Annotated in this window: 19 protein-coding genes; 5 read left to right on the top strand and 14 right to left on the bottom strand. The window is 73.0% G+C overall.

The annotated features are described in order from the left end of the window. Positions 1-200: 200 nt before the first annotated feature. Complete coding sequence (locus OHB09_RS25250) at positions 201-1,220, bottom strand: lysophospholipid acyltransferase family protein (RefSeq protein WP_328922566.1); 1,020 nt, start codon at positions 1,218-1,220, stop codon at positions 201-203. Positions 1,221-1,586: 366 nt separating this feature from the next. On the opposite strand from OHB09_RS25250, the gene OHB09_RS25245 reads away from it, so the two are divergent. Then, on the top strand, positions 1,587-2,258 hold the full coding sequence (locus OHB09_RS25245; RefSeq protein ID WP_006142665.1) for a potassium channel family protein: 672 nt from the start codon (positions 1,587-1,589) through the stop codon (positions 2,256-2,258). Then, positions 2,258-2,935: a potassium channel family protein gene (locus OHB09_RS25240; RefSeq protein WP_006142663.1), complete on the top strand. Its 678-nt coding sequence runs from the start codon at positions 2,258-2,260 to the stop codon at positions 2,933-2,935. The genes OHB09_RS25245 and OHB09_RS25240 overlap by 1 nt, the downstream gene beginning before the upstream one ends. A 132-nt stretch (positions 2,936-3,067) precedes the next feature. Here OHB09_RS25240 and OHB09_RS25235 read toward each other — a convergent pair whose 3' ends face one another. The 7 genes from OHB09_RS25235 to dut form a co-directional block, all read right to left on the bottom strand. After that, on the bottom strand, positions 3,068-3,796 hold the full coding sequence (locus tag OHB09_RS25235) for a DUF3159 domain-containing protein (RefSeq protein ID WP_006142662.1): 729 nt from the start codon (positions 3,794-3,796) through the stop codon (positions 3,068-3,070). 3 nt (positions 3,797-3,799) lie between these two features. Then, positions 3,800-4,198 (bottom strand): OB-fold nucleic acid binding domain-containing protein, encoded by a 399-nt coding sequence (locus OHB09_RS25230; protein ID WP_006142661.1) that lies wholly within the window; start codon positions 4,196-4,198, stop codon positions 3,800-3,802. A 61-nt stretch (positions 4,199-4,259) separates the two neighbouring features. Further along, entirely contained in the window at positions 4,260-4,943 is a 684-nt protein-coding gene (locus tag OHB09_RS25225) for a response regulator (RefSeq protein WP_006142660.1), read from the bottom strand. Next, positions 4,940-7,522, bottom strand: coding sequence for an ATP-binding protein (locus tag OHB09_RS25220; protein WP_191852064.1), 2,583 nt, complete (start codon positions 7,520-7,522; stop codon positions 4,940-4,942). Before OHB09_RS25220 ends, OHB09_RS25225 begins: the two co-directional genes overlap by 4 nt. 193 nt (positions 7,523-7,715) lie before the next feature. Beyond that, positions 7,716-8,462 (bottom strand): ABC transporter ATP-binding protein, encoded by a 747-nt coding sequence (locus tag OHB09_RS25215; protein ID WP_006142658.1) that lies wholly within the window; start codon positions 8,460-8,462, stop codon positions 7,716-7,718. Positions 8,463-8,686: 224 nt separating this feature from the next. Further along, on the bottom strand, positions 8,687-9,463 hold the full coding sequence (locus OHB09_RS25210; RefSeq protein ID WP_328922565.1) for a DUF3710 domain-containing protein: 777 nt from the start codon (positions 9,461-9,463) through the stop codon (positions 8,687-8,689). Between the two features lies 1 nt (position 9,464). Then, positions 9,465-9,959, bottom strand: a complete 495-nt coding sequence (gene dut / locus OHB09_RS25205) for a dUTP diphosphatase (protein WP_006142656.1) — start codon at positions 9,957-9,959, stop codon at positions 9,465-9,467. A gap of 163 nt (positions 9,960-10,122) precedes the next feature. Here dut and OHB09_RS25200 point away from each other — a divergent pair, with 163 nt between their 5' ends. Next, positions 10,123-10,581, top strand: a complete 459-nt coding sequence (locus OHB09_RS25200) for a DUF3093 domain-containing protein (RefSeq protein ID WP_006142655.1) — start codon at positions 10,123-10,125, stop codon at positions 10,579-10,581. Positions 10,582-10,600: 19 nt separating this feature from the next. On the opposite strand, the gene OHB09_RS33345 is transcribed toward OHB09_RS25200, so the two are convergent. From OHB09_RS33345 to OHB09_RS25180, 4 genes are all read right to left on the bottom strand, one after another. Continuing rightward, complete coding sequence (locus OHB09_RS33345) at positions 10,601-11,635, bottom strand: hypothetical protein (RefSeq protein ID WP_407077350.1); 1,035 nt, start codon at positions 11,633-11,635, stop codon at positions 10,601-10,603. A 13-nt stretch (positions 11,636-11,648) separates the two neighbouring features. After that, positions 11,649-11,945: a DUF4193 domain-containing protein gene (locus OHB09_RS25190; RefSeq protein WP_005481602.1), complete on the bottom strand. Its 297-nt coding sequence runs from the start codon at positions 11,943-11,945 to the stop codon at positions 11,649-11,651. A gap of 405 nt (positions 11,946-12,350) precedes the next feature. After that, positions 12,351-13,595, bottom strand: a complete 1,245-nt coding sequence (locus tag OHB09_RS25185; protein WP_093594145.1) for a sensor histidine kinase — start codon at positions 13,593-13,595, stop codon at positions 12,351-12,353. 4 nt (positions 13,596-13,599) lie between these two features. Beyond that, positions 13,600-14,253, bottom strand: coding sequence for a response regulator transcription factor (locus tag OHB09_RS25180; RefSeq protein WP_004982445.1), 654 nt, complete (start codon positions 14,251-14,253; stop codon positions 13,600-13,602). Positions 14,254-14,695: 442 nt separating this feature from the next. Between OHB09_RS25180 and OHB09_RS25175 the strand changes: the two genes are divergently transcribed. Beyond that, a complete protein-coding gene (locus tag OHB09_RS25175; RefSeq protein ID WP_006142652.1) occupies positions 14,696-14,869 on the top strand; it encodes a hypothetical protein in 174 nt (57 codons plus the stop codon). Between the two features lie 141 nt (positions 14,870-15,010). Here OHB09_RS25175 and OHB09_RS25170 read toward each other — a convergent pair whose 3' ends face one another. Together OHB09_RS25170 and OHB09_RS25165 are read right to left on the bottom strand one after the other, a co-directional pair. Beyond that, entirely contained in the window at positions 15,011-15,826 is an 816-nt protein-coding gene (locus tag OHB09_RS25170; protein WP_040896548.1) for an inositol monophosphatase family protein, read from the bottom strand. Positions 15,827-15,858: 32 nt separating this feature from the next. Beyond that, a complete protein-coding gene (locus OHB09_RS25165; RefSeq protein WP_328728281.1) occupies positions 15,859-16,986 on the bottom strand; it encodes a ferrochelatase in 1,128 nt (375 codons plus the stop codon). 120 nt (positions 16,987-17,106) lie between these two features. Between OHB09_RS25165 and OHB09_RS25160 the strand changes: the two genes are divergently transcribed. After that, on the top strand, positions 17,107-18,426 hold the full coding sequence (locus tag OHB09_RS25160) for an MFS transporter (RefSeq protein ID WP_093594139.1): 1,320 nt from the start codon (positions 17,107-17,109) through the stop codon (positions 18,424-18,426). The last annotated feature ends 8 nt before the right edge of the window (positions 18,427-18,434 follow it).

Below are 18,434 nucleotides of genomic sequence, written 5' to 3'. Positions count from 1 at the left end.
CAGGAGATCGGCCCTGTGCCCGCGAGGGCCCGGACGGACGGCGGCGAATTCTTAACGGAATCTTGCCGAGGCCGGGCCGGAGCCGCGGGACGGGGGCCGTGGGGCGGGGGCCGTGGGGCGGGGCCCGGTGGCGAGGTGGGCCGCCCCTCGGCCGCGCGTCTCAGCTCGGCCGCCCGCGTCTCAGCTCGGCCGCCCGCGCCTCAGCCGAACGGCGACTGGCGCTCGGCGAGCAGTTCGTTCAGCGAGTGCTGGATGGTGTCCTTCACCTCGCGGGCCAGCTTCTCCACCGTTCGCGGGTCCTCGGCGGCGCCCTCCGGGAAACCGTCCACGGTGATCGGCGCGCCGAAGCGGATGGTCCACTTGCTCGGCAGCGGGACCAGGCCGAGCACGCCCAGCAGCGGGAAGGTGGGCGTGATCGGGAAGTACGGCAGGTTCAGCATCCGCGCGAGGGTGCGGGACTCGCCGATCATCGGGTACGTCTCCTCGGCGCCGACGATCGCGCAGGGCACCAGGGGCCGGCCGGTGCGCAGTGCCACCGCGGCGAAGCCGCCCCTGCCGAAGCGGCGCAGCCGGTAGCGCTCCTCGTACGGCTTGCCGAGGCCCTTGTAGCCCTCGGGCATGACACCGACGAGTTCGCCGGCCTGGAGCAGCCGGGTCGCGTGGGCGCGGCAGGCGCGCACGTGGCCCGCCTTGCGGGCGATGTCGCGGACCAGCGGCAGCTCGAAGACGAGGTCGGCGGCGAGCAGCCGCAGCCTGCGGTGGGCGGGGTGGTCGTCGCGCAGGGCGACCTGGAGCATGAGCGCGTCCAGCGGCAGCGTGCCGGAGTGGTTGGCGACGACCAGGGCGCCGCCGTCCGCCGGGACGTGTTCCAGGCCCTCCACCTCGACCCGGAAGTACTTCTCGTACAGCGGCCTGAGGAGGGGCAGGATCAGTTCGTCGGTGAGGTCGGGATCGAAGCCGAAGTCGTCGACGGCGCCCTCGTCGGAGGCCAGCCGGGCCAGCGCGTCGCTGCCCGCGGCGAGGAACTCGCGCAGCAGCTCGGCGGTGAGCGAGGGTCCGGCCTCCTGCCCGGCCCGGTCTTCGGGCCCGGGTCCGGGCCCGGCCTCGGGCCCGGCCTCGGGTCCTGGTCCCGGCTCGGGTCCCGGCTCGGGCTCGGGCTCGGGCTCGGGCTCGGGCTCGGGCTCGGGCTCGGGGCGTCCGAACGGATTGTCTCCGGTCACGCATGCCTCTTCTCGGGTCGGCGTCGGCATCGGTATGGGTATCGGTATCGGTATCGGGAGCAGCGGGGGTACCGGGGCGGTACGGGGACGGGGCCGTGCGGGGTCCGCAGACGGTACCGGGTACGGGACCGCCCCCGCTCGCGGCGGCCGGGGGACGGTGGCGCCCGGTCCGGCCCCGGCTGCCGCTACGTTGGACGCGGGGCGACGGACCGGTCCCCGGGGGAGTCCGCCACGGTGTTCCAACGGCATGATGGTGCACCGCGGCCCGTGCACCGGGCCGCCACTGTTGCCGGGCGAGCCGAAAGAGAGCCATGAGCAGGACGCGTACGCGGGCCGCGAGGTCCGCGGGGAGTGTGGTGTAGGGCCGTGCACATCGTGATCATGGGCTGCGGCAGAGTGGGTTCCGCTCTCGCCCAGACCCTGGAGCAGCAGGGGCACACGGTCGCCGTGATCGACCAGGACCCCACCGCCTTCCGCCGGCTCGGCGCCGGGTTCGGCGGCCGACGCGTCACCGGGGTCGGCTTCGACCAGGACACCCTGCGCGAGGCGGGCATCGAGGAGGCCGGCGCCTTCGCCGCCGTCTCCAGCGGCGACAACTCCAACATCATCGCCGCCCGGGTGGCCCGCGAGATGTTCGGCATCGAGAACGTGGCGGCGCGCATCTACGACCCCCGCCGCGCCGAGGTCTACCAGCGGCTCGGCATCCCGACCGTGGCGACCGTGCGCTGGACCGCCGACCAGATGCTGCGCCGACTGCTGCCCTCGGGCGCCGAGCCGCTGTGGCGGGACCCCACCGGCGGGGTGCAGCTCGCCGAGGTGCACGCCTCCCCGGCTTGGGTGGGCGAGAAGATCAGCCGACTGCAGGAGGAGACCGGGGTGCGGGTCGCGTTTCTCACCCGGCTGGGCGAGGCGATGCTGCCCTCTTCCCAGACGGTGCTGCAGGAGGGCGACCTGGTGCACGTGATGATGCGCACGGACGACGTCGAGAAGGTCGAGGCGACGTTCGCCGAGGGCCCTGAGAGGGAGGCCGGTCACTGATGAGGGTCGCCATTGCCGGGGCCGGTGCGGTGGGTCGCTCGATCGCGGGCGAACTGCTGGAGAACGGCCACGAGGTCCTGCTGATCGACAAGGCGCCGACCGCGATCTCGGTGGAGCGGGTGCCGCAGGCGGAGTGGCTGCTGGCCGACGCCTGCGAGATCACCTCGCTGGACGAGGCCGCGCTGCAGCGCTGCAACGTGGTCATCGCGGCGACGGGTGACGACAAGGTCAACCTCGTCGTCTCGCTGCTCGCCAAGACGGAGTACGGGGTGCCGCGCGTCGTCGCCCGGGTGAACAACCCGAAGAACGAGTGGCTGTTCAACGAGGCGTGGGGCGTCGACGTCGCCGTGTCCACACCGCGTCTGATGTCGGCGCTGGTGGAGGAGGCGGTGAGCGTCGGCGACCTCGTACGGCTGCTGCGTTTCAGCCACGGGGACGCGAACCTCGTGGAGCTGACGCTGCCGCCGGAGTCCGCGCTGGCGGGCACGCAGGTGGGTGACGTGCGCTGGCCCGAGGACACCTCGCTGGTGACGATCATCCGCGGGACGCGGGTGCTGACGCCCTCGCCGGAGGACGCGCTGGAGGCCGGTGACGAACTGCTGTTCGTGGCCGCGCAGGCGAGGGAGGAGCAGCTCGAGGACCTGCTCTCGGTGCGCCGCGAGGACGCGATCGGCTGACGGGTCCTGCCGGGACCCTGCGGGCCCCGCGTCCGGCCCCTGCGGGGGCGCGGGCGCGGGGGGCGCGCGTCGTTGACGGGGTGCCCATCCGTCGGACCGGCCGAACCCCTCGGACCCCGGGGGACCGTTCGCCTATGAGGCGCTCTCGCCCCGCGCCGCCTGCTCCCGCGCCTTCTCCTCCGCCTCCTGCGCCTCCATCTCGGCGAAGACGTCGATCGGCGCCGGGGCCTTGGCCAGGAAGACCCAGGTGAGCCAGACCGCCAGCAGGAAGGGCGGGATCTTCAGGGCGATCAGGACCCAGCCCAGCTGCGTCGTGTCGGCCCACCAGTACAGCGGGAACAGCACCGCGCACTTGGCGAGCAGGATGAGGCCCCAGGCCCAGCTCGCCTTGGCATAGGCCTTCTTGCGGCCGGGGTTGCGTGTGCGCCAGGACAGGTTCTCCTTGAAGACCGGCCCGAGCATCAGGCCGATCAGGGGGACACCGGCCAGCGTCGTCACGATGTACGCGAGCGCGAGGCCCAGCGTGTACAGCATGCCCGGCAGGTAGAAGTCCTTCGCGTTGCCGGTCATCATCGCGAAGACGACACCGAAGGCGACGCCGAAGACCCCGCTGAAGGCGTGCTTCACCGTGTCCCTGCGGACCAGCCGCACCGCGACGAGCAGCAGCGACACCACGAGCGCGGCGATCGCCGACTGGTGCAGGTTCTTGTTGATCGTGAAGATGCTGACGAAGAGCAGTCCGGGCAGCACCGTCTCGACCATGCCCCGGACGCCGCCGAACGCCTCGAAGAGAGCGGCCTCGGTGACCGCGCGCGAATCGTGCGCGGTGTCGTCTTCGGTCGGCTTCTCGAGTGAGGTCACCGGCTACTCCCGTCCGAGCGGTCTCAGTTCGTATTTGGGGTTGAACAGCACTCTGCGGCCCCGGCTCATCGAGATCCGACCCGAGGCCATCAGCTTGCGCCCCGGTTCTATGCCGAGGATGGAGCGCCTGCCGAGCCACACCACGTCCAGCGCGGCCGTGCCGTCGAACAGCTCGGCCTCCAGGGCCGGCACCCCGGCCCGCGGGCGCAGCGTGACCGTGCGCAAGGTACCAGTAACGGTGACCAGCTGGCGGTCCTGACAGTCACCGATGCGGGTGCACCCCGCGGTCTCGGTGTCCTCCCGCAGCTCCTCCGACTCCAGGTCCTCCTGGGACGAGGAGAGCCGGTCGAGCATGCGCCGGAACCGGCCCACCGGCTTCTCGGAACGGGGAACAGCACTCATACCGAAAGCGTACCGGGGGCCGCCGACACATACGTACGGTCCGCCCGCCGACCGGTGTGGGCTACTTCTCGAACCGGTATCCCATTCCCGGTTCCGTGATGAAGTGCCGCGGGTGGGCGGGGTCGGCCTCCAGTTTGCGGCGGAGCTGGGCCATGTACACCCGCAGGTAGTTCGTCTCCGTGCCGTAGGAGGGCCCCCACACCTCCTTCAGGAGCTGCTTCTGGCCGACCAGCCGGCCGGGGCTGCGCACCAGGACCTCGAGGAGGTGCCACTCGGTGGGCGTGAGGCGTACGTCCCGGCCGCCCCGGTCGACCTTCTTCGCGGCGAGGTCGACGGTGAAGCCCTCGGTCTGCACGATCACATCGCCCTCGCCGGCGCCCACCGGCTCCGCCCGGCGCACTGCGGCGCGCAGCCGGGCAAGGAGTTCGTCCATGCCGAAGGGCTTGGTGACGTAGTCGTCGGCGCCCGCGTCGAGCGCGCCGACCTTCTCGTCGGAGGCGTGGCGGGCGGACAGCACGAGGATCGGCACCCTGGTCCGGCCGCGCAGTCCCCGGATGACCTCGACGCCGTCCATGTCGGGCAGTCCGAGGTCGAGGACGATCACGTCGGGACGGTGTGCGGCCGCCAGCCGGAGCGCGGTGGCGCCGTCGTGCGCCGCGTCCACCTCGTAGGCGCGCGCCCTGAGGTTGATCACCAGGGCGCGCACGATCCCGGGCTCGTCGTCGACCACCAGTACGCGCGTCATGAGGCCCTCCTTCCGTGCAGGGCGGGCGGACCGGTGAGTACGGCGGGGGCGGCCGCGGGCACGTCCTCCGCCGGCCGCGGGGCCGCCCGGAGGGTCAACACCATCGTCAGTCCGCCGCCGGGGGTGTCCTCGGCGGTCAGGGTGCCGCCCATCGCCTCGGCGAAGCCGCGCGCCACCGCGAGGCCGAGTCCGACGCCGGAGCCGCGGGGGGCGTCGCCGTAGCGCTGGAAGGGCTCGAAGATGCGGTCCTTCGCCTCGTCGGGCACGCCGGGTCCGCGGTCGACGACGCGCACCTCGACCCGGTCGGCCAGCGCGCTGGCGGCCACGAGGACCCGCGTCCCGGGCGGGCCGTGCTTCACGGCGTTCTCGACGAGGTTGGCCACCGACCGCTCCAGCAGCCCGGGGTCGACGGCGACCATGGGCAGTGTCTCGGGCACGTCGAGTTCCACGAGGCCCACGCGGTCCTCGGGGACCCCGCCGAGCGCTCTCGGCACCACCTCGTCCACGTCGATCTCGCGGATCAGCGGGGTGACGGTGCCGGTCTGCAGCCGGGACATGTCGAGGAGGTTGCCGATCAGGTGGTCGAGCCGGTCGGCGCCGTCCTCGATGCCTTCGAGGAGTTCCGCCCGGTCCTCCTCCGACCAGGCCACGTCGTCCGCGCGCAGGGAGCTGACCGCCGCCTTGATCCCGGCCAGCGGGGTGCGCAGGTCGTGGCTGACGGCCGCGAGCAGCGCGGTCCGGATGCGGTTGCCCTCGGCCAGCGTCCTGGCCTCCTCGGCGGCCTGCCGCAGCCGCTGCCGGTCCAGGACGACGGCGGCCTGCGCGGCGAACGCGGCGAGCACCCGCCGGTCGGAGGCGGGCAGCACCCGCCCGGACAGGGCGAGCGCCATGTGGTCGCCGACGGGCACGTCCACGTCGGCCTCCTCGGGCCGCGCCACACGGGCGCCGGGGCCGGCCGCGCCCGCGCAGGTCCAGGGGGCGACGTCGCCGGCGCGTTCCAGCAGCGCCGCCGACTCCATGGCGAAGGTCTCCCGGACCCGTTCCAGGAGCGCCTCCAGGCTGGTCTCGCCGCGCAGCACGCTGCCCGCGAGGAAGGAGAGGATCTCGGACTCGGCACGCAGCCGGGCCGCCTGGTCGGTGCGCCGGGCGGCGAGGTCCACCACGGCGGCGACCGCGACGGCGACTCCGACGAAGATCAGGATGCCGACGATGTTCCTCGGGTCGGCGATGGTGAAGCGGTGCAGCGGGGGTGCGTAGAAATAGTTGAGGAGCACCGAACCGACCGCCGCGGAGGCCAGCGCCGGCAGCAGTCCGCCGAGCAGGGCGGCGGCCACCGTCAGCGCCAGGAAGAGCAGCATGTCGTTGGCGAGACCGGGGTCGACGGTGACGAGCAGCAGGGCGAGGAGGGCGGGACCGGCGACGCCGGTGGCCCAGCCCGCGACGATCCTGGCCCGGCCGAGCCGGGCGCCGCGGGCGGCCGGCAGCCCGCGCCCCTTGGCGACCTCCTCGTGGGTGACGATGTGCACGTCCAGGTCGGGCCCGCAGTCGCGGGCGACGAGGGTGCCGACGCCGGGGCCGAGGACGTACTGCCAGGTCTTGCGGCGCGAGGAGCCGAGGACGATCTGCGTGGCGTTGGCGCCGCGCGCGAAGTCGAGCAGCGCGGCGGGCACGTCGTCGCCCACCACGTGGTGGAAGGTGCCGCCGAGATCCTCGACGAGGGTGCGCTGGACGGCGAGTTCCTTGGGCGAGGCGGAGGTCAGGCCGTCGCTGCGGGCGACGTAGACGGCGAGCACCTCGCCGCCCGCGCCCTTCTCGGCGAGGCGTGCGGCCCGGCGGATCAGGGTGCGACCCTCGGGACCGCCGGTCAGCCCGACCAGGATGCGTTCCCGGGAGCCCCATATCGCCGAGACGCGGTGCTCGCTGCGGTACCGGGTGAGGTGCTCGTCGACCCGGTCGGCGACCCACAGCAGGGCCAGCTCGCGCAGGGCGGTGAGGTTGCCGGGGCGGAAGTGGTGCGAGAGGGCGGCGTCGACCTTGTCCGGCTGGTAGATGTTGCCGTGCGCCATGCGGCGGCGCAGCGCCTGCGGCGACATGTCGACGAGCTCGACCTGGTCGGCGCGGCGCACGAACTCGTCGGGCACGGTCTCCCGCTGCCGCACCCCGGTGATCGACTCGACGACGTCGCCGAGTGACTCCAGGTGCTGGATGTTGACGGTGGAGACGACGTCGATCCCGGCGGCCAGCAGTTCCTCCACGTCCTGCCAGCGCTTGGCGTTGCGGGAGCCGGGGACATTGGTGTGGGCGAGTTCGTCGACCATGGCGACGGCGGGAGCGCGGCGCAGTACGGCCTCGACGTCCATCTCGGCGCGGACCGCGCCCCGGTGCTCCAGCTCACGGGGCGGCACCACCTCAAGGCCCCACAGCAGCGCCTCGGTGCGGGGGCGGCCGTGGTGCTCGGCGTGGCCGACGACGCAGTCGGTGCCGCGTGCCAGGCGGCGTCCGGCCTCGCTGAGCATGGCGTAGGTCTTGCCGACGCCCGGTGCCGCCCCCAGGTAGATCCGTAGTGTGCCGCGTCCCATCGCCTCATCGTCCCTCTGCGCCGCACCGGGCCGCCGCCGGGTGCCGCCGTCCGCGCGCGTGCGCGATGTCGACCCTACGGCGCGCGGTTCCGGCCCGGCGGCCGGCCCGGCGCCCTCGCGGGCGTCCTTGACGCGACCCTGACGGGGCGGCGGGCACACGACCTCGACGGGGGCGCATGGGGAACGCGCGGGTTCAGGCCCCGGCGGTCCCGGTCCGCTCGATGCTCCCGGTCCGCTCGGTCAGCTCGCCGTCGCTCAGTTCGAGCACCCGGTCGGCCAGCCCCAGCAGGGTCGTGTCGTGCGTGGCCACCACGGCGGTGACGCCCTCGCTGCGCACCACCGCGCGCAGCAGTTCCATCACCGCGAGCCCCGTCTCGGCGTCGAGCTGCCCCGTCGGCTCGTCCGCTATGAGCAGCGAGGGGCTGTTGGCCAGCGCCCGGGCGATGGCGACCCGCTGCTGCTGCCCTCCGGACAGTTCGCCCGGCCGCTGCTCCGCGTGGTCGGCGAGCCCGACGAGCGACAGCAGCAGCGCCACCCGCTCCTCCCGCTCCCGCCGGTCCGCCCGGCGCAGCCGCAGCGGCACCCCCACGTTCTCGGCGGCGGTGAGGACGGGGATGAGGCCGAAGGTCTGGAAGACGAAGCCGATCCGGTCCCGCCGCAGCGCGAGCAGTCCCTCCTCGCCGAGGTCGCCGAGGCCGTGCCCGGCGACGGTGATGCGGCCCGCGTCCGGCTCGTCGAGCCCGCCGAGCAGGTTGAGCAGGGTGGTCTTGCCGGATCCCGAGCGTCCCTTGAGGGCGACGAGTTCGCCCTTCGGTACCTCGAAGGAGACCCCGCGCAGCGCGTGCACGGCGGCGGCACCGGTGCCGTACGACTTGTGGACCTCCTCGACGCGCACCATCGTCCTCGTGCCGGTCTCCGTCCCGGTGACGGCCAGGCTCATGGCCCCTCCCCCGCTTCCCCGCCGTCCGCCGGCCCTCTCGGCCCGCGCACCGCTGCACCACCCGGCATTCTCACCGGATTCCCACCTGCGCCCGCCCGGTCGAACGGCCGGGACCGGGGCCGGGTTCCCGGCCCGCGGCACATCTTCGCACTCGCGCCCGGACACGCGAAGAGGCCGCGTCCCACCAGGGACGCGGCCTCTTGCGCGCGGTGCGCCGGGCGCGGTCAGCGGACCTCGGTGATCTCCGGTCCGCGCTGGAGCTGCCCCATGCCGCCGGAGAAGCGTGAGCCCTCCTCCTGCTGCACGCCCTCGGGCACCATCTGGGCGTCGTTGGGCAGCTTGAGGACGATCGGGTCGCGGGGCGCCATCGGGCCCTCGCCGCGGACCACGACCGTGTCCCGGAAGATCTGCTCGAGCAGTCCGGCCGCCTGCGGCTGCACCGCGCCCTGCCCGGAGATCACTCCCCGCAGGAACCAGCGGGGACCGTCCACGCCGACGAACCGCACGACCTGGAAGCCGCCGGTGCCGTCCGGGAGCTGCACGGGCACCTGGGCCCGCAGCTCCCAGCCGAGCGGGCCCTCGACCTCGTCGACGATGCCGCCCTGCTGGGTGATGCCGCCGGCGATCTCCTCGCGGACCTCGCCCCAGATGCCCTCGCGCTTCGGGGCGGCGAAGCCCTGGAGCTGGATGGCGCTGTCGCGCAGGACGACGGTGGCGGCGACGATCGCGTCACCGGCGACCTCGACCCGCAGTTCCATGCCGTCCACACCGGGCACGAACAGACCGCCGAGGTCGACCCGGCCCTCGGCGGGGTCACGCACCTCGGACTCGTCCCAGGGGCCGTCGGGCCGCGGTCCGGGGGCGAGCCGTACGCGCTCGCGCCCGCCCTCGGCCTGCTCGTCGTCCGCCTCGGTCTCGACGCCGTCGACGACCTGCTCGGCCTCGCCCGTCGCGTCCGCCACGTCGTCGGCGAACCCCTTCTTCTTGCGACGTCCGAACACGTCACTGTCCTTCCCGGTCGGATACGACCGAAGCGTATCGATTCCCACCCGTTGTGCCGCCCACGGCGGCATGACCGCCGGTGGACCCGAAGCCCCCCTCGGCCCGCGCCGAGCCGGGAAGTTCCGCGACCTCGCGGAAGCGGACCCTCTCGACCTGCTGGACGACCAATTGGGCAATCCGGTCGAAGCGCTCGAACCGCACGCTCTCGCGCGGGTCGAGATTCACCACGATCACCTTGATCTCCCCACGGTACCCGGCATCAACCGTCCCCGGGGCATTCACCAGAGCGACACCGCAGCGGGCAGCGAGGCCGGATCGCGGGTGCACGAAGGCCGCGTACCCCTCGGGGAGCGCGACAGACACCCCGGTGGGCAGGACGGCGCGTTCACCCGGTGCCAGCTCGCACTCCTCGGTGGTGCGCAGGTCGGCCCCCGCGTCGCCGGGGTGCGCGTACGCCGGAAGCGGTACGTCGGGGTCGACACGCCGGAGGAGCACCTCGAGCCCGCGGCCGGGGGCGCCGCTCGTGTCCTGCGGTGGCTGCGCGCCAGGCGGGCCCTGAGGGCCCCGCGCGCCCTGCGAACTTGGGGAAGTACCACTCACAGGCGCAGACCTTACCCGCGCGTCGGCCCCGCCCCGACACCATGCCAAGCTTGGCCTCATGCAGCCCTCCGCGCCCGCGTACGAAGAACGTCTCACCGCCCCCCGCTCCTGGTGGCTGATGTGCCTCCTGATGGGCCTCGCGGTGGCCCTGGTCCTGCTCCCCTTCGGCACCCTGCCGATGCTGGGCGGCCTCGTCGGCGGGACGGCGGTCTCGGCGGTGGTGGTGAGTGCGTACGGTTCCCCGCGCATCCGCGTGGTCGGCGACGCGCTGATCGCCGGCGAGGCCCGCATCCCGGTCGCCGCGCTGGGCGAGGCGGAGGTGCTGGACCCGGAGGAGGCGCAGGCCTGGCGCACGCGCAAGGCCGACACCCGGGCCTTCATGCTGCTGCGGGCCTACATCCGCACGGCCCTGCGGGTCCAGGTGACGGACCCCGAGGACCCCACCCCGTACCTCTACCTCTCCACCAGGGAGCCGGAGCGGCTGGCGGCCTCCCTCAAGGCCGCCCGGACGTCGTAGTCCCCCCGGCGCGGGGTGCTCACGCCTCGACGGCGGGCCAGTCGGTCCGCACCCGTCGCAGATCGGCGCGGACCCGCTTCGCGAGCCGTCTGGTCTCGCGGCGGTTCAGGGCCGCCCCCACCGCCGCCCCGATCAGGAACGGGATCAGGTTGGGCAGGTCCCGCACCAGCCTCTTGGTGATCTGCTGCCGCAGTTCCCGCTTCATCGGTCCCGCGAGCGCCGTGTTCAGCGTCGCCGGCTTCGTCACGTCGATGCCCCGCTCACCGGACCACGTCCGCAGATAGACCACGCTGCGCTGCGCGACCGTCCCGGGCGGCCGGACGCCGTACACCTCGGCGATCAGCTTCAGTTCGACGGCGGCGACGCCGGTGATCTCCGCGGCCAGTTCGGTGGGCATGGCCGGGGGCACCGGCATCATGGCGGCGGCGCCCACGCCGGCGCCGACCGTGGCGGTCGCGGCCGCCGCGCCGGTCACCAGCCGGTCCGCGATCTCCTCGGGTCCCAGCCCCGGGAACTGCCGGCGCAGGGTCGTGAGGTCGCGCACGGGCACGCGCGGGGCGATGTCGATGATGCGGTCGGCCAGGTGGGTCAGTCCCAGCCGGATTCCGTGGTCGCCCATGCGGACACCGGCCCGGACGCCGGTGCGCACGAGCCGCGCCGCCTCGGCCCGGCGCCGTTTCACGCGCGAGGGCTCGACGGGCGCGGGCGGTCCGCCCGCCGCGGGGGCGGGGAGCGCCTCGTCCGGGGACGCCGGAGGGGCCGTGTGCGCCGGAGAATCCGTGGGCGTCGGGGAGTCGGCGGATGCGGAGTGGTCCGTGGGCGCGGAGGAGTCCCAGGGCGCCGGAGGGCGCGAGGGCGTGCCGTCCGACGCGAGCGAGGCCCCCCTGTCCCCCGGAGTGCCCTTCTCCCCGGGGTTTCCCGGGTGTTCCGGCACTCCGGGGCCCGAGGGGCCCCGCTCGTCGTCACGCACGCCGTGAGGGCCGTCTTGCGGCCCCGGGTCCGCCTCCGCCTTCCTGCGGAAGCGGCGCTTCCAGGGAGGGGTCGAGCCGGTCACGGCCGACCCCGCCTCAGTCGCAGTCGCGGCAGATCGGCTGGCCGTTCTTCTCCCGGGCCAGCTGACTGCGGTGGTGCACCAGGAAGCAGCTCATGCAGGTGAACTCGTCCTGCTGCTTGGGCAGCACCCGGACGGCCAGCTCCTCATTGGAGAGGTCCGCTCCGGGCAGTTCCAGGCCTTCGGCGGCCTCGAACTCGTCGACGTCGACCGCGGAGGTCGACTTGTCGTTCCGCCGGGCCTTGAGTTCCTCCAGGCTGTCGGAATCGACATCGTCGTCGGTCTTGCGTGGGGTGTCGTAGTCGGTTGCCATTTCGCTCTCCCCCTCTGGGTGTCTGCGGGTGTCTCCAGCGCACGTAACGCGTGAGAGGCCGGACTTGTGCCCGCCTCGAGGCGGAGATTTTGCCTCACATCAAGGTCTGTTACTCAATCGACACCCAACCGGAGTCCTCGAGAGTGATCGGGTTGGATGGCGAACCGGACCGTACACGGTCCACACGGTGCCCTCCAAAGGCGTCTCACCGTGTACTTCCCGTGATACCGGTGCCGGAAAACCCGTATTTTCCGGCTTTGTCGACGCCCAAATGATCACGCAGCGTAGACGGCCGGAAAAGCCCTCCTGTGATCGATCACACATATGACGGCCGGATGACCGGTTCGGAAATTACGCCCAAAGCGAAACAATTTCCGTACCGGCCGTGCGGGCGGCGACATGATCTCAGATCGGCAGGGTGACGCGCATCACGAGACCGCCCCCTTCCCGCGGCCGGGCGGAGATGTGTCCGCCGTGCGCCCGGGCCACCGACCTCACGATCGACAGCCCGAGCCCCACCCCCTTGTCGCTGCCCGTGCGTTCGGTGCGGAGCCTTCTGAAGGGCTCGAAGAGGTTGTCGATCTCGTAGGCCGGCACGACCGGCCCGGTGTTGGACACCACGAGCACCGCCTGCCCGTGCTGCACCTCGGTGGTGACCTCCACCCAGCCGCCCTCCGGCACGTTGTAGCGCGCGGCGTTCTGGACCAGGTTCAGGGCGATCCGCTCCAGCAGGACGCCGTTGCCCTGGACCACCGCCGGGGCGCGGGTGCTGCGGATCTCCACGCCCTTGGCCTCGGCCTCGGCGTGCACCTGGTCGATCGCCTGGGCGGCGACCTCCGCGAGGTCGACGGGCTTGCGCTCGACGATCTGGTTGTCGCTGCGGGCGAGCAGCAGCAGGCCCTCCACGAGCTGCTCGCTGCGCTCGTTGGTGGCCAGCAGGGTCTTGCCGAGCTGCTGGAGCTCCACCGGCGCACCCGGGTCCGAGAGGTGCACCTCCAGGAGCGTGCGGTTGATCGCCAGCGGCGTGCGCAGCTCGTGCGAGGCGTTGCCGACGAACCGCTGCTGGGCGGTGAAGGCCCGCTGGAGCCGTTCCAGCATGTCGTCGAAGGTGTCGGCGAGCTCCTTGAGCTCGTCGTCCGGGCCGTCCAGTTCGATGCGCCGGGACAGGTCCGAGCCGGCCACCGCGCGGGCGGTGCGGGTGATCCGGCCGAGCGGCGAGAGCACCCGGCCCGCCATGGCGTAGCCGAAGGCGAACGCGATCACGGCGAGGCCGAGCAGCGCGAGCAGCGAGCGGCTGAGCAGGTGGTCGAGGGCCACCTGGCGCTGGTGGTCGGTGCACGCGCTGATCGCGTCGTTGAACTCGGTCAGCGACAGCTTGTTGTTGACGCCGGGGCAGTCGTTGCTCGTGACCTTGAGGTCGTTGAACTCGACGATCTTGAACAACGGTTCACTGCCGGTGCGCAGCGCCTGGGCGGCGAGCAGATAGATGATCGACAGCAGCAGGATGCCGGCGATCAGGAACATGCCGCCGTAGAGCAGCGTGAGCCGTATGCGAATGGTCGGGCGCAGCCAGGGGAAGGGGGGTTCCGGCCGGTTGGGGTCCCAGGTGGGCTTCGGGGGCGCCGCGGGGGGCGCCGGCGTGGCGGCCACGCGCTCAGATCCGGTAGCCGGAGCCGGGCACGGTGACGATCACCGGGGGCTCGCCGAGCTTGCGGCGCAGGGTCATGACGGTCACCCGGACCACGTTGGTGAAGGGGTCGGTGTTCTCGTCCCAGGCCTTCTCCAGGAGCTGCTCGGCGGAGACGACGGCCCCCTCGCTGCGCATGAGGACCTCGAGCACGGCGAACTCCTTGGGGGCGAGCTGCACCTCCCGGCCGTCCCGGAAGACCTCGCGGCGGTTGGGGTCGAGCTTGATCCCGGCGCGCTCCAGGACGGGCGGCAGCGGCACGCTGGTGCGCCGGCCCAGCGCGCGCACGCGGGCGATGAGCTCGCTGAACGCGAAGGGCTTGGGCAGGTAGTCGTCGGCGCCGATCTCCAGGCCCTCGACGCGGTCGCTGACGTCGCCGGAGGCCGTGAGCATCAGCACCCGGGTGGGCATGCCGAGCTCGACGATCCGGCGGCACACGTCGTCGCCGTGCACGAGGGGGAGGTCCCGGTCGAGGACGACCACGTCGTAGTCGTTGACGCCGATGCGCTCCAGGGCGGCCGCGCCGTCGTACACGACGTCGACGGCCATGGCCTCCCGGCGCAGTCCGGTGGCCACCGCATCGGCGAGCAGTTGCTCGTCCTCGACGACGAGTACGCGCACGTCGTTCGTCCTTCCCTCGTTCCTGTCCACGCGGCCCACAGCGGGGGCACGCGGGCAGGGGTCCGTTCGTGGATGAGAGCTCCATCCTGCCCTTTTCGGCCATAAGTCGGCTGTAAGACGGCCGGACGGACGGCCCGGAAGGGGCCCGTGCGCGTGGAGGACGTCCGGTGAGGCCGGGGGTGCGCGGAAAATCTTCTCCGCCGAGGTTTCCCCGCGATGCGGCATGGGGAGGACGGCTTTACACCCCGCGATCACGCTCTGCTTGGGCACGCCACTCCCGTGTGGCGGGCCGGCGGCCGCTTTTGCGCAGAGCGGACGTGGGTGTCCGGCACCGTCGCCGCCCGGCGGGAGTGCGCCGGGCATCCGCCGGAGCCGTGATCGTCCCTTCCGAAGGGCACCCCCCGGTGCCACCGACCCACGACCCAGGACGAGGGGGCGCAGCATGGACGCATTCACCGCAGGACTTCTGCAGCGCATAAGGACGACCGAGTCCGACCTGACGCGGGCACGCGAGACCGGCGACGACTTCCTCGTGGAGGTCGAGGAGTCGGAGCTCGACGACCTCCGTCGTCTGGCCGCCGAGCACGGCGTCGAGGTAGGCGTGACCCACGTCTGAACCATCCGCGTACGGCATTTCGAGCCCTGCTCCCGCCGTACCCCGCGCACGTCATGCGCAACGGGGCCCCGGTCGATCGATCCGACCGGGGCCCCGCCGCGTGTTCTCCGCGCTCTTCTCCCCTGCCCGCCGGCGGCCGGGTCAGTCGTGCCAGGCGCCCAGGGCCTCCAGGCGGGCCTGGAGCGGCTCGAAGAGGCCGGGGGGTGCCGCGAGCGTCAGCTCGGGCGACACGGGCTCTCCGGGGCGGCCGCCGGTCAGCGCGCCCGCCTCCCGGGCAACGAGGTCGCCGGCCGCGTAGTCCCAGGGGTGCAGTCCGCGCTCGTAGTAGGCGTCGAGCCGGCCCAGCGCCACGTCGCACAGGTCGATCGCGGCCGAGCCGCCGCGCCGGATGTCACGCACCTCGGGCACCAGGTGACGGATGACCTCGGCCTGCCGGGCCCGGCGCTCGGCGAGGTAGCCGAAGCCGGTGCCGACGAGGGCCTGGGCGAACTCCGGGGCGGGCCGCACCCGGGTGGGGCGCTCGTTGACGTGGGCGCCCTCCCCCAGAACCGCGCGGTAGGTCTCGCCGCGCATCGGCGCGTACACGACGCCCACGACGGTCTCCCCGTCCACCCGGGCGGCGATGGACACCGCCCAGCTCGGCAGTCCGTACAGGTAGTTGACGGTGCCGTCGAGAGGGTCGATGACCCACTGGACGCCACTGGTGCCCTCGACGCTGGCGCCCTCCTCGCCGAGGACCCCGTCCTCGGGCCGCGCCTCGGCGAGCAGGCCGGTGATCAGCTTCTCGGAGGCGATGTCCATCTCGGTGACGACGTCGACGGCGCTGGACTTGGTCGCGGCCACCGCGAGGTCCTCGGGCCGGCCGTCGCGCAGGAAGGTTCCGGCGCGGTCGGCGGCGTCGAGGGCGATCCGCAGCAGTTCGCCCTTCAGTGCGGTCCGTTCCGGCCGCTCGGTCAGGGGGTTGTGGTCCGGCTGGTTCACGCCGCTCCTCACGCGTAGGGGCTGTCGGCGCCCGCGGCGGCGGGCTTGGGGGCACGGGCGGGGCAACAGCCGACCGGGCAGACGTCGTGGCTCGCGCCGAGCGCGCCGAGGGCGCAGGGGGCGACCTTCTTCCCGCGCTCGGCGGCGGCACGCTCGGTCACCAGGTCCCGCACGGCGGCGGCGAAGCGCGGGTCGGCGCCGACGGTGGCGGAGCGGCGCACCGGCAGGCCCAGTTCCTCCGCCTTGGCCTTCGCCTCGGTGTCGAGGTCGTAGAGGACCTCCATGTGGTCCGAGACGAACCCGATGGGAGCCATCACGACGGCCGGGACGCCCCGGCCGTGCAGTTCCTCCAGGTGGTCGCAGATGTCGGGCTCCAGCCACGGGATGTGCGGGGCGCCGGAGCGCGACTGGTAGACCAGCCGCCACGGATGGTCGACGCCGGTCCGCTCCCGGACGGCCTCGGCGATCAGCCGGGCCACGTCGAGGTGCTGGCGCACGTAGGCCCCGCCGTCCCCGTGCTGCCCGGCGGGGCCCGAGGTGTCGGCGGCCGTCTCGGGGATGGAGTGAGTGCTGAACGCGAGGTGGGCGCCCTCGCGCACGTCCTCGGGGAGGTCGGCGAGCGACTCCAGTACGCCCTCGATCATGGGCTCGACGAAGCCGGGGTGGTTGAAGTAGTGCCGCAGCTTGTCGATCCTCGGCAGCTCCCGTCCTTCCGCCTCCAGGGTGGCCAGCGCCTCGGCGAGGTTCTCGCGGTACTGGCGGCAGCCGGAGTAGGAGGCGTAGGCGCTGGTGGCCAGGACCAGGATGCGGCGGCGGCCGTCGGCGACCATCTCGCGCAGGGTGTCCGTCAGGTAGGGCGCCCAGTTGCGGTTGCCCCAGTAGACGGGGAGGTCGAGGCCGTGCGCGGCGAAGTCCTCGCGCAGGGCGTCGAGCAGCGCGCGGTTCTGGGCGTTGATGGGGCTCACGCCGCCGAAGAGGAAGTAGTGCTGCCCCACCTCCTTCAGACGCTCCTTGGGGATGCCGCGGCCGCGGGTCACGTTCTCCAGGAACGGAACGACGTCGTCCGGGCCCTCGGGGCCGCCGAACGAGAGGAGCAGAAGGGCGTCGTAAGGGGCGGGATCGAGTACGTCGGGCATGTCTTCGATCCTCCCACGGGGTACCGCGCGACGAGGACCCGCGTACAGTAAGGCTCCCCTAAGTCGTAAGGCGTGTCCCTCGCTTCACGCCTTACCGCGCGTTTCTCCGGAGAGCCCCCCGTGCCCAGCCCCTACCGCGCCCTGTTCGCCGCCCCCGGCTCCGCCGCGTTCTCCGCCGCCGGGCTGGTCGGGCGGATGCCACTGTCGATGATGGGCATCGGCATCGTGACGATGATCTCCCAGCTCACCGGCCGCTACGGGCTCGCCGGCGCGCTGTCGGCGACCCTCGCGCTGTCCGCCGCGCTGCTCGGGCCGCAGATCTCGCGCCTCGTGGACCAGTACGGGCAACGCCGGGTACTGCGCCCCGCGACCCTCGTGGCGCTGGCCGCCGCGGCCGTGCTGCTGCCCGCCGCGCACCACGGGTGGCCCGACTGGGTGCTCTTCGTGTGCGCGGCGGGGATCGGCGCCGTACCGAGCCTGGGCGCGATGATCCGGGCGCGCTGGGCGGCGATCTACCGCGACACCCCGCGGCTCCACACCGCCTACTCCTTCGAGTCGGTCGTCGACGAGCTGTGCTTCATCTTCGGCCCCATCCTCTCCATCGGGCTGTCCACCCGGTGGTTCCCGGAGGCGGGTCCGCTGCTGGCCGCCTGCTTCCTCGCGGCGGGCGTCCTCTGGCTGACCTCGCAGCGGGCCACCGAGCCCCCGCCGCATCCGCGCGCGGGCCGGGGCGGCGGCTCCGCCCTGCGCGCGCCGGGCCTGCAGGTGCTCGTCGGCACCTTCGCGGCGACCGGCGCGATCTTCGGCGCGGTCGACGTGGTGACCGTCGCCTTCGCCGACGAGCAGGGCCACAAGGGGGCCGCCAGCCTGGTGCTCGCCCTGTACGCCACCGGTTCCTGCCTGGCCGGACTCCTGTTCGGGCTGGTCCGTTTCGCGGGGGCGCCGGAACGCCGCTGGTTCCTGGGCATCTGCGCCATGGCCGTGAGTATGATCCCGTTCCTACTGGTCGGAAACCTGCCGTCTCTGGCCGTGGCGCTGTTCCTTGCGGGCCTGTCCGTCGCTCCGACGATGATCACGACGATGGGCCTCATCGAGCAGCACGTACCCCGCGCGAAACTGACCGAGGGCATGACCTGGGTGAGCACCGGGCTCGCGGTCGGCGTCGCGCTCGGCTCCTCGGTGTCCGGGTGGGTGATCGACGCTTCCGGGGCCAGGGCCGGGTACGGGGTCCCGGTGGTCTCCGGGGCCGTCGCGGTGGCGGTCGGTCTCCTCGGGTACCGCCGGCTGTCGAGGCCGGTCACGCGGCGGGAGGGGCTTCATGAGCACCACAGCGAGCGGGAACAGCGGCACGGGGAGCGGCGGACCGGCCTCGGGGAGGTCCGGCCCGAGGCGGCCGGGTACGGGGAGGACCGGGACGGGGAGAACCGCCCCGTGGCGTAACTGGTCGG

It is taken from the genome of Streptomyces griseoaurantiacus, from assembly GCF_036189845.1.
GTDB classification, from domain to species: Bacteria; Actinomycetota; Actinomycetes; order Streptomycetales; family Streptomycetaceae; genus Streptomyces; species Streptomyces griseoaurantiacus.
Note: the sequence above shows the minus strand (reverse complement) of the source record. Positions and strands in the feature narration are given on the sequence as shown.

What these genes read in the sequence shown, in the direction of transcription:
- OHB09_RS25240 (WP_006142663.1), top strand. Translation starts at nt 2,258, where the DNA reads ATGAGGGTCGCCATTGCCGGGGCCGGTGCGGTGGGTCGCTCGATCGCG.
- OHB09_RS25230 (WP_006142661.1), bottom strand. Translation starts at nt 4,198, where the DNA reads ATGAGTGCTGTTCCCCGTTCCGAGAAGCCGGTGGGCCGGTTCCGGCGC.
- OHB09_RS25225 (WP_006142660.1), bottom strand. Translation starts at nt 4,943, where the DNA reads ATGACGCGCGTACTGGTGGTCGACGACGAGCCCGGGATCGTGCGCGCC.
- OHB09_RS25220 (WP_191852064.1), bottom strand. Translation starts at nt 7,522, where the DNA reads ATGGGACGCGGCACACTACGGATCTACCTGGGGGCGGCACCGGGCGTC.
- OHB09_RS25215 (WP_006142658.1), bottom strand. Translation starts at nt 8,462, where the DNA reads ATGAGCCTGGCCGTCACCGGGACGGAGACCGGCACGAGGACGATGGTG.
- OHB09_RS25200 (WP_006142655.1), top strand. Translation starts at nt 10,123, where the DNA reads ATGCAGCCCTCCGCGCCCGCGTACGAAGAACGTCTCACCGCCCCCCGC.
- OHB09_RS25190 (WP_005481602.1), bottom strand. Translation starts at nt 11,945, where the DNA reads ATGGCAACCGACTACGACACCCCACGCAAGACCGACGACGATGTCGAT.
- OHB09_RS25175 (WP_006142652.1), top strand. Translation starts at nt 14,696, where the DNA reads ATGGACGCATTCACCGCAGGACTTCTGCAGCGCATAAGGACGACCGAG.
- OHB09_RS25165 (WP_328728281.1), bottom strand. Translation starts at nt 16,986, where the DNA reads ATGCCCGACGTACTCGATCCCGCCCCTTACGACGCCCTTCTGCTCCTC.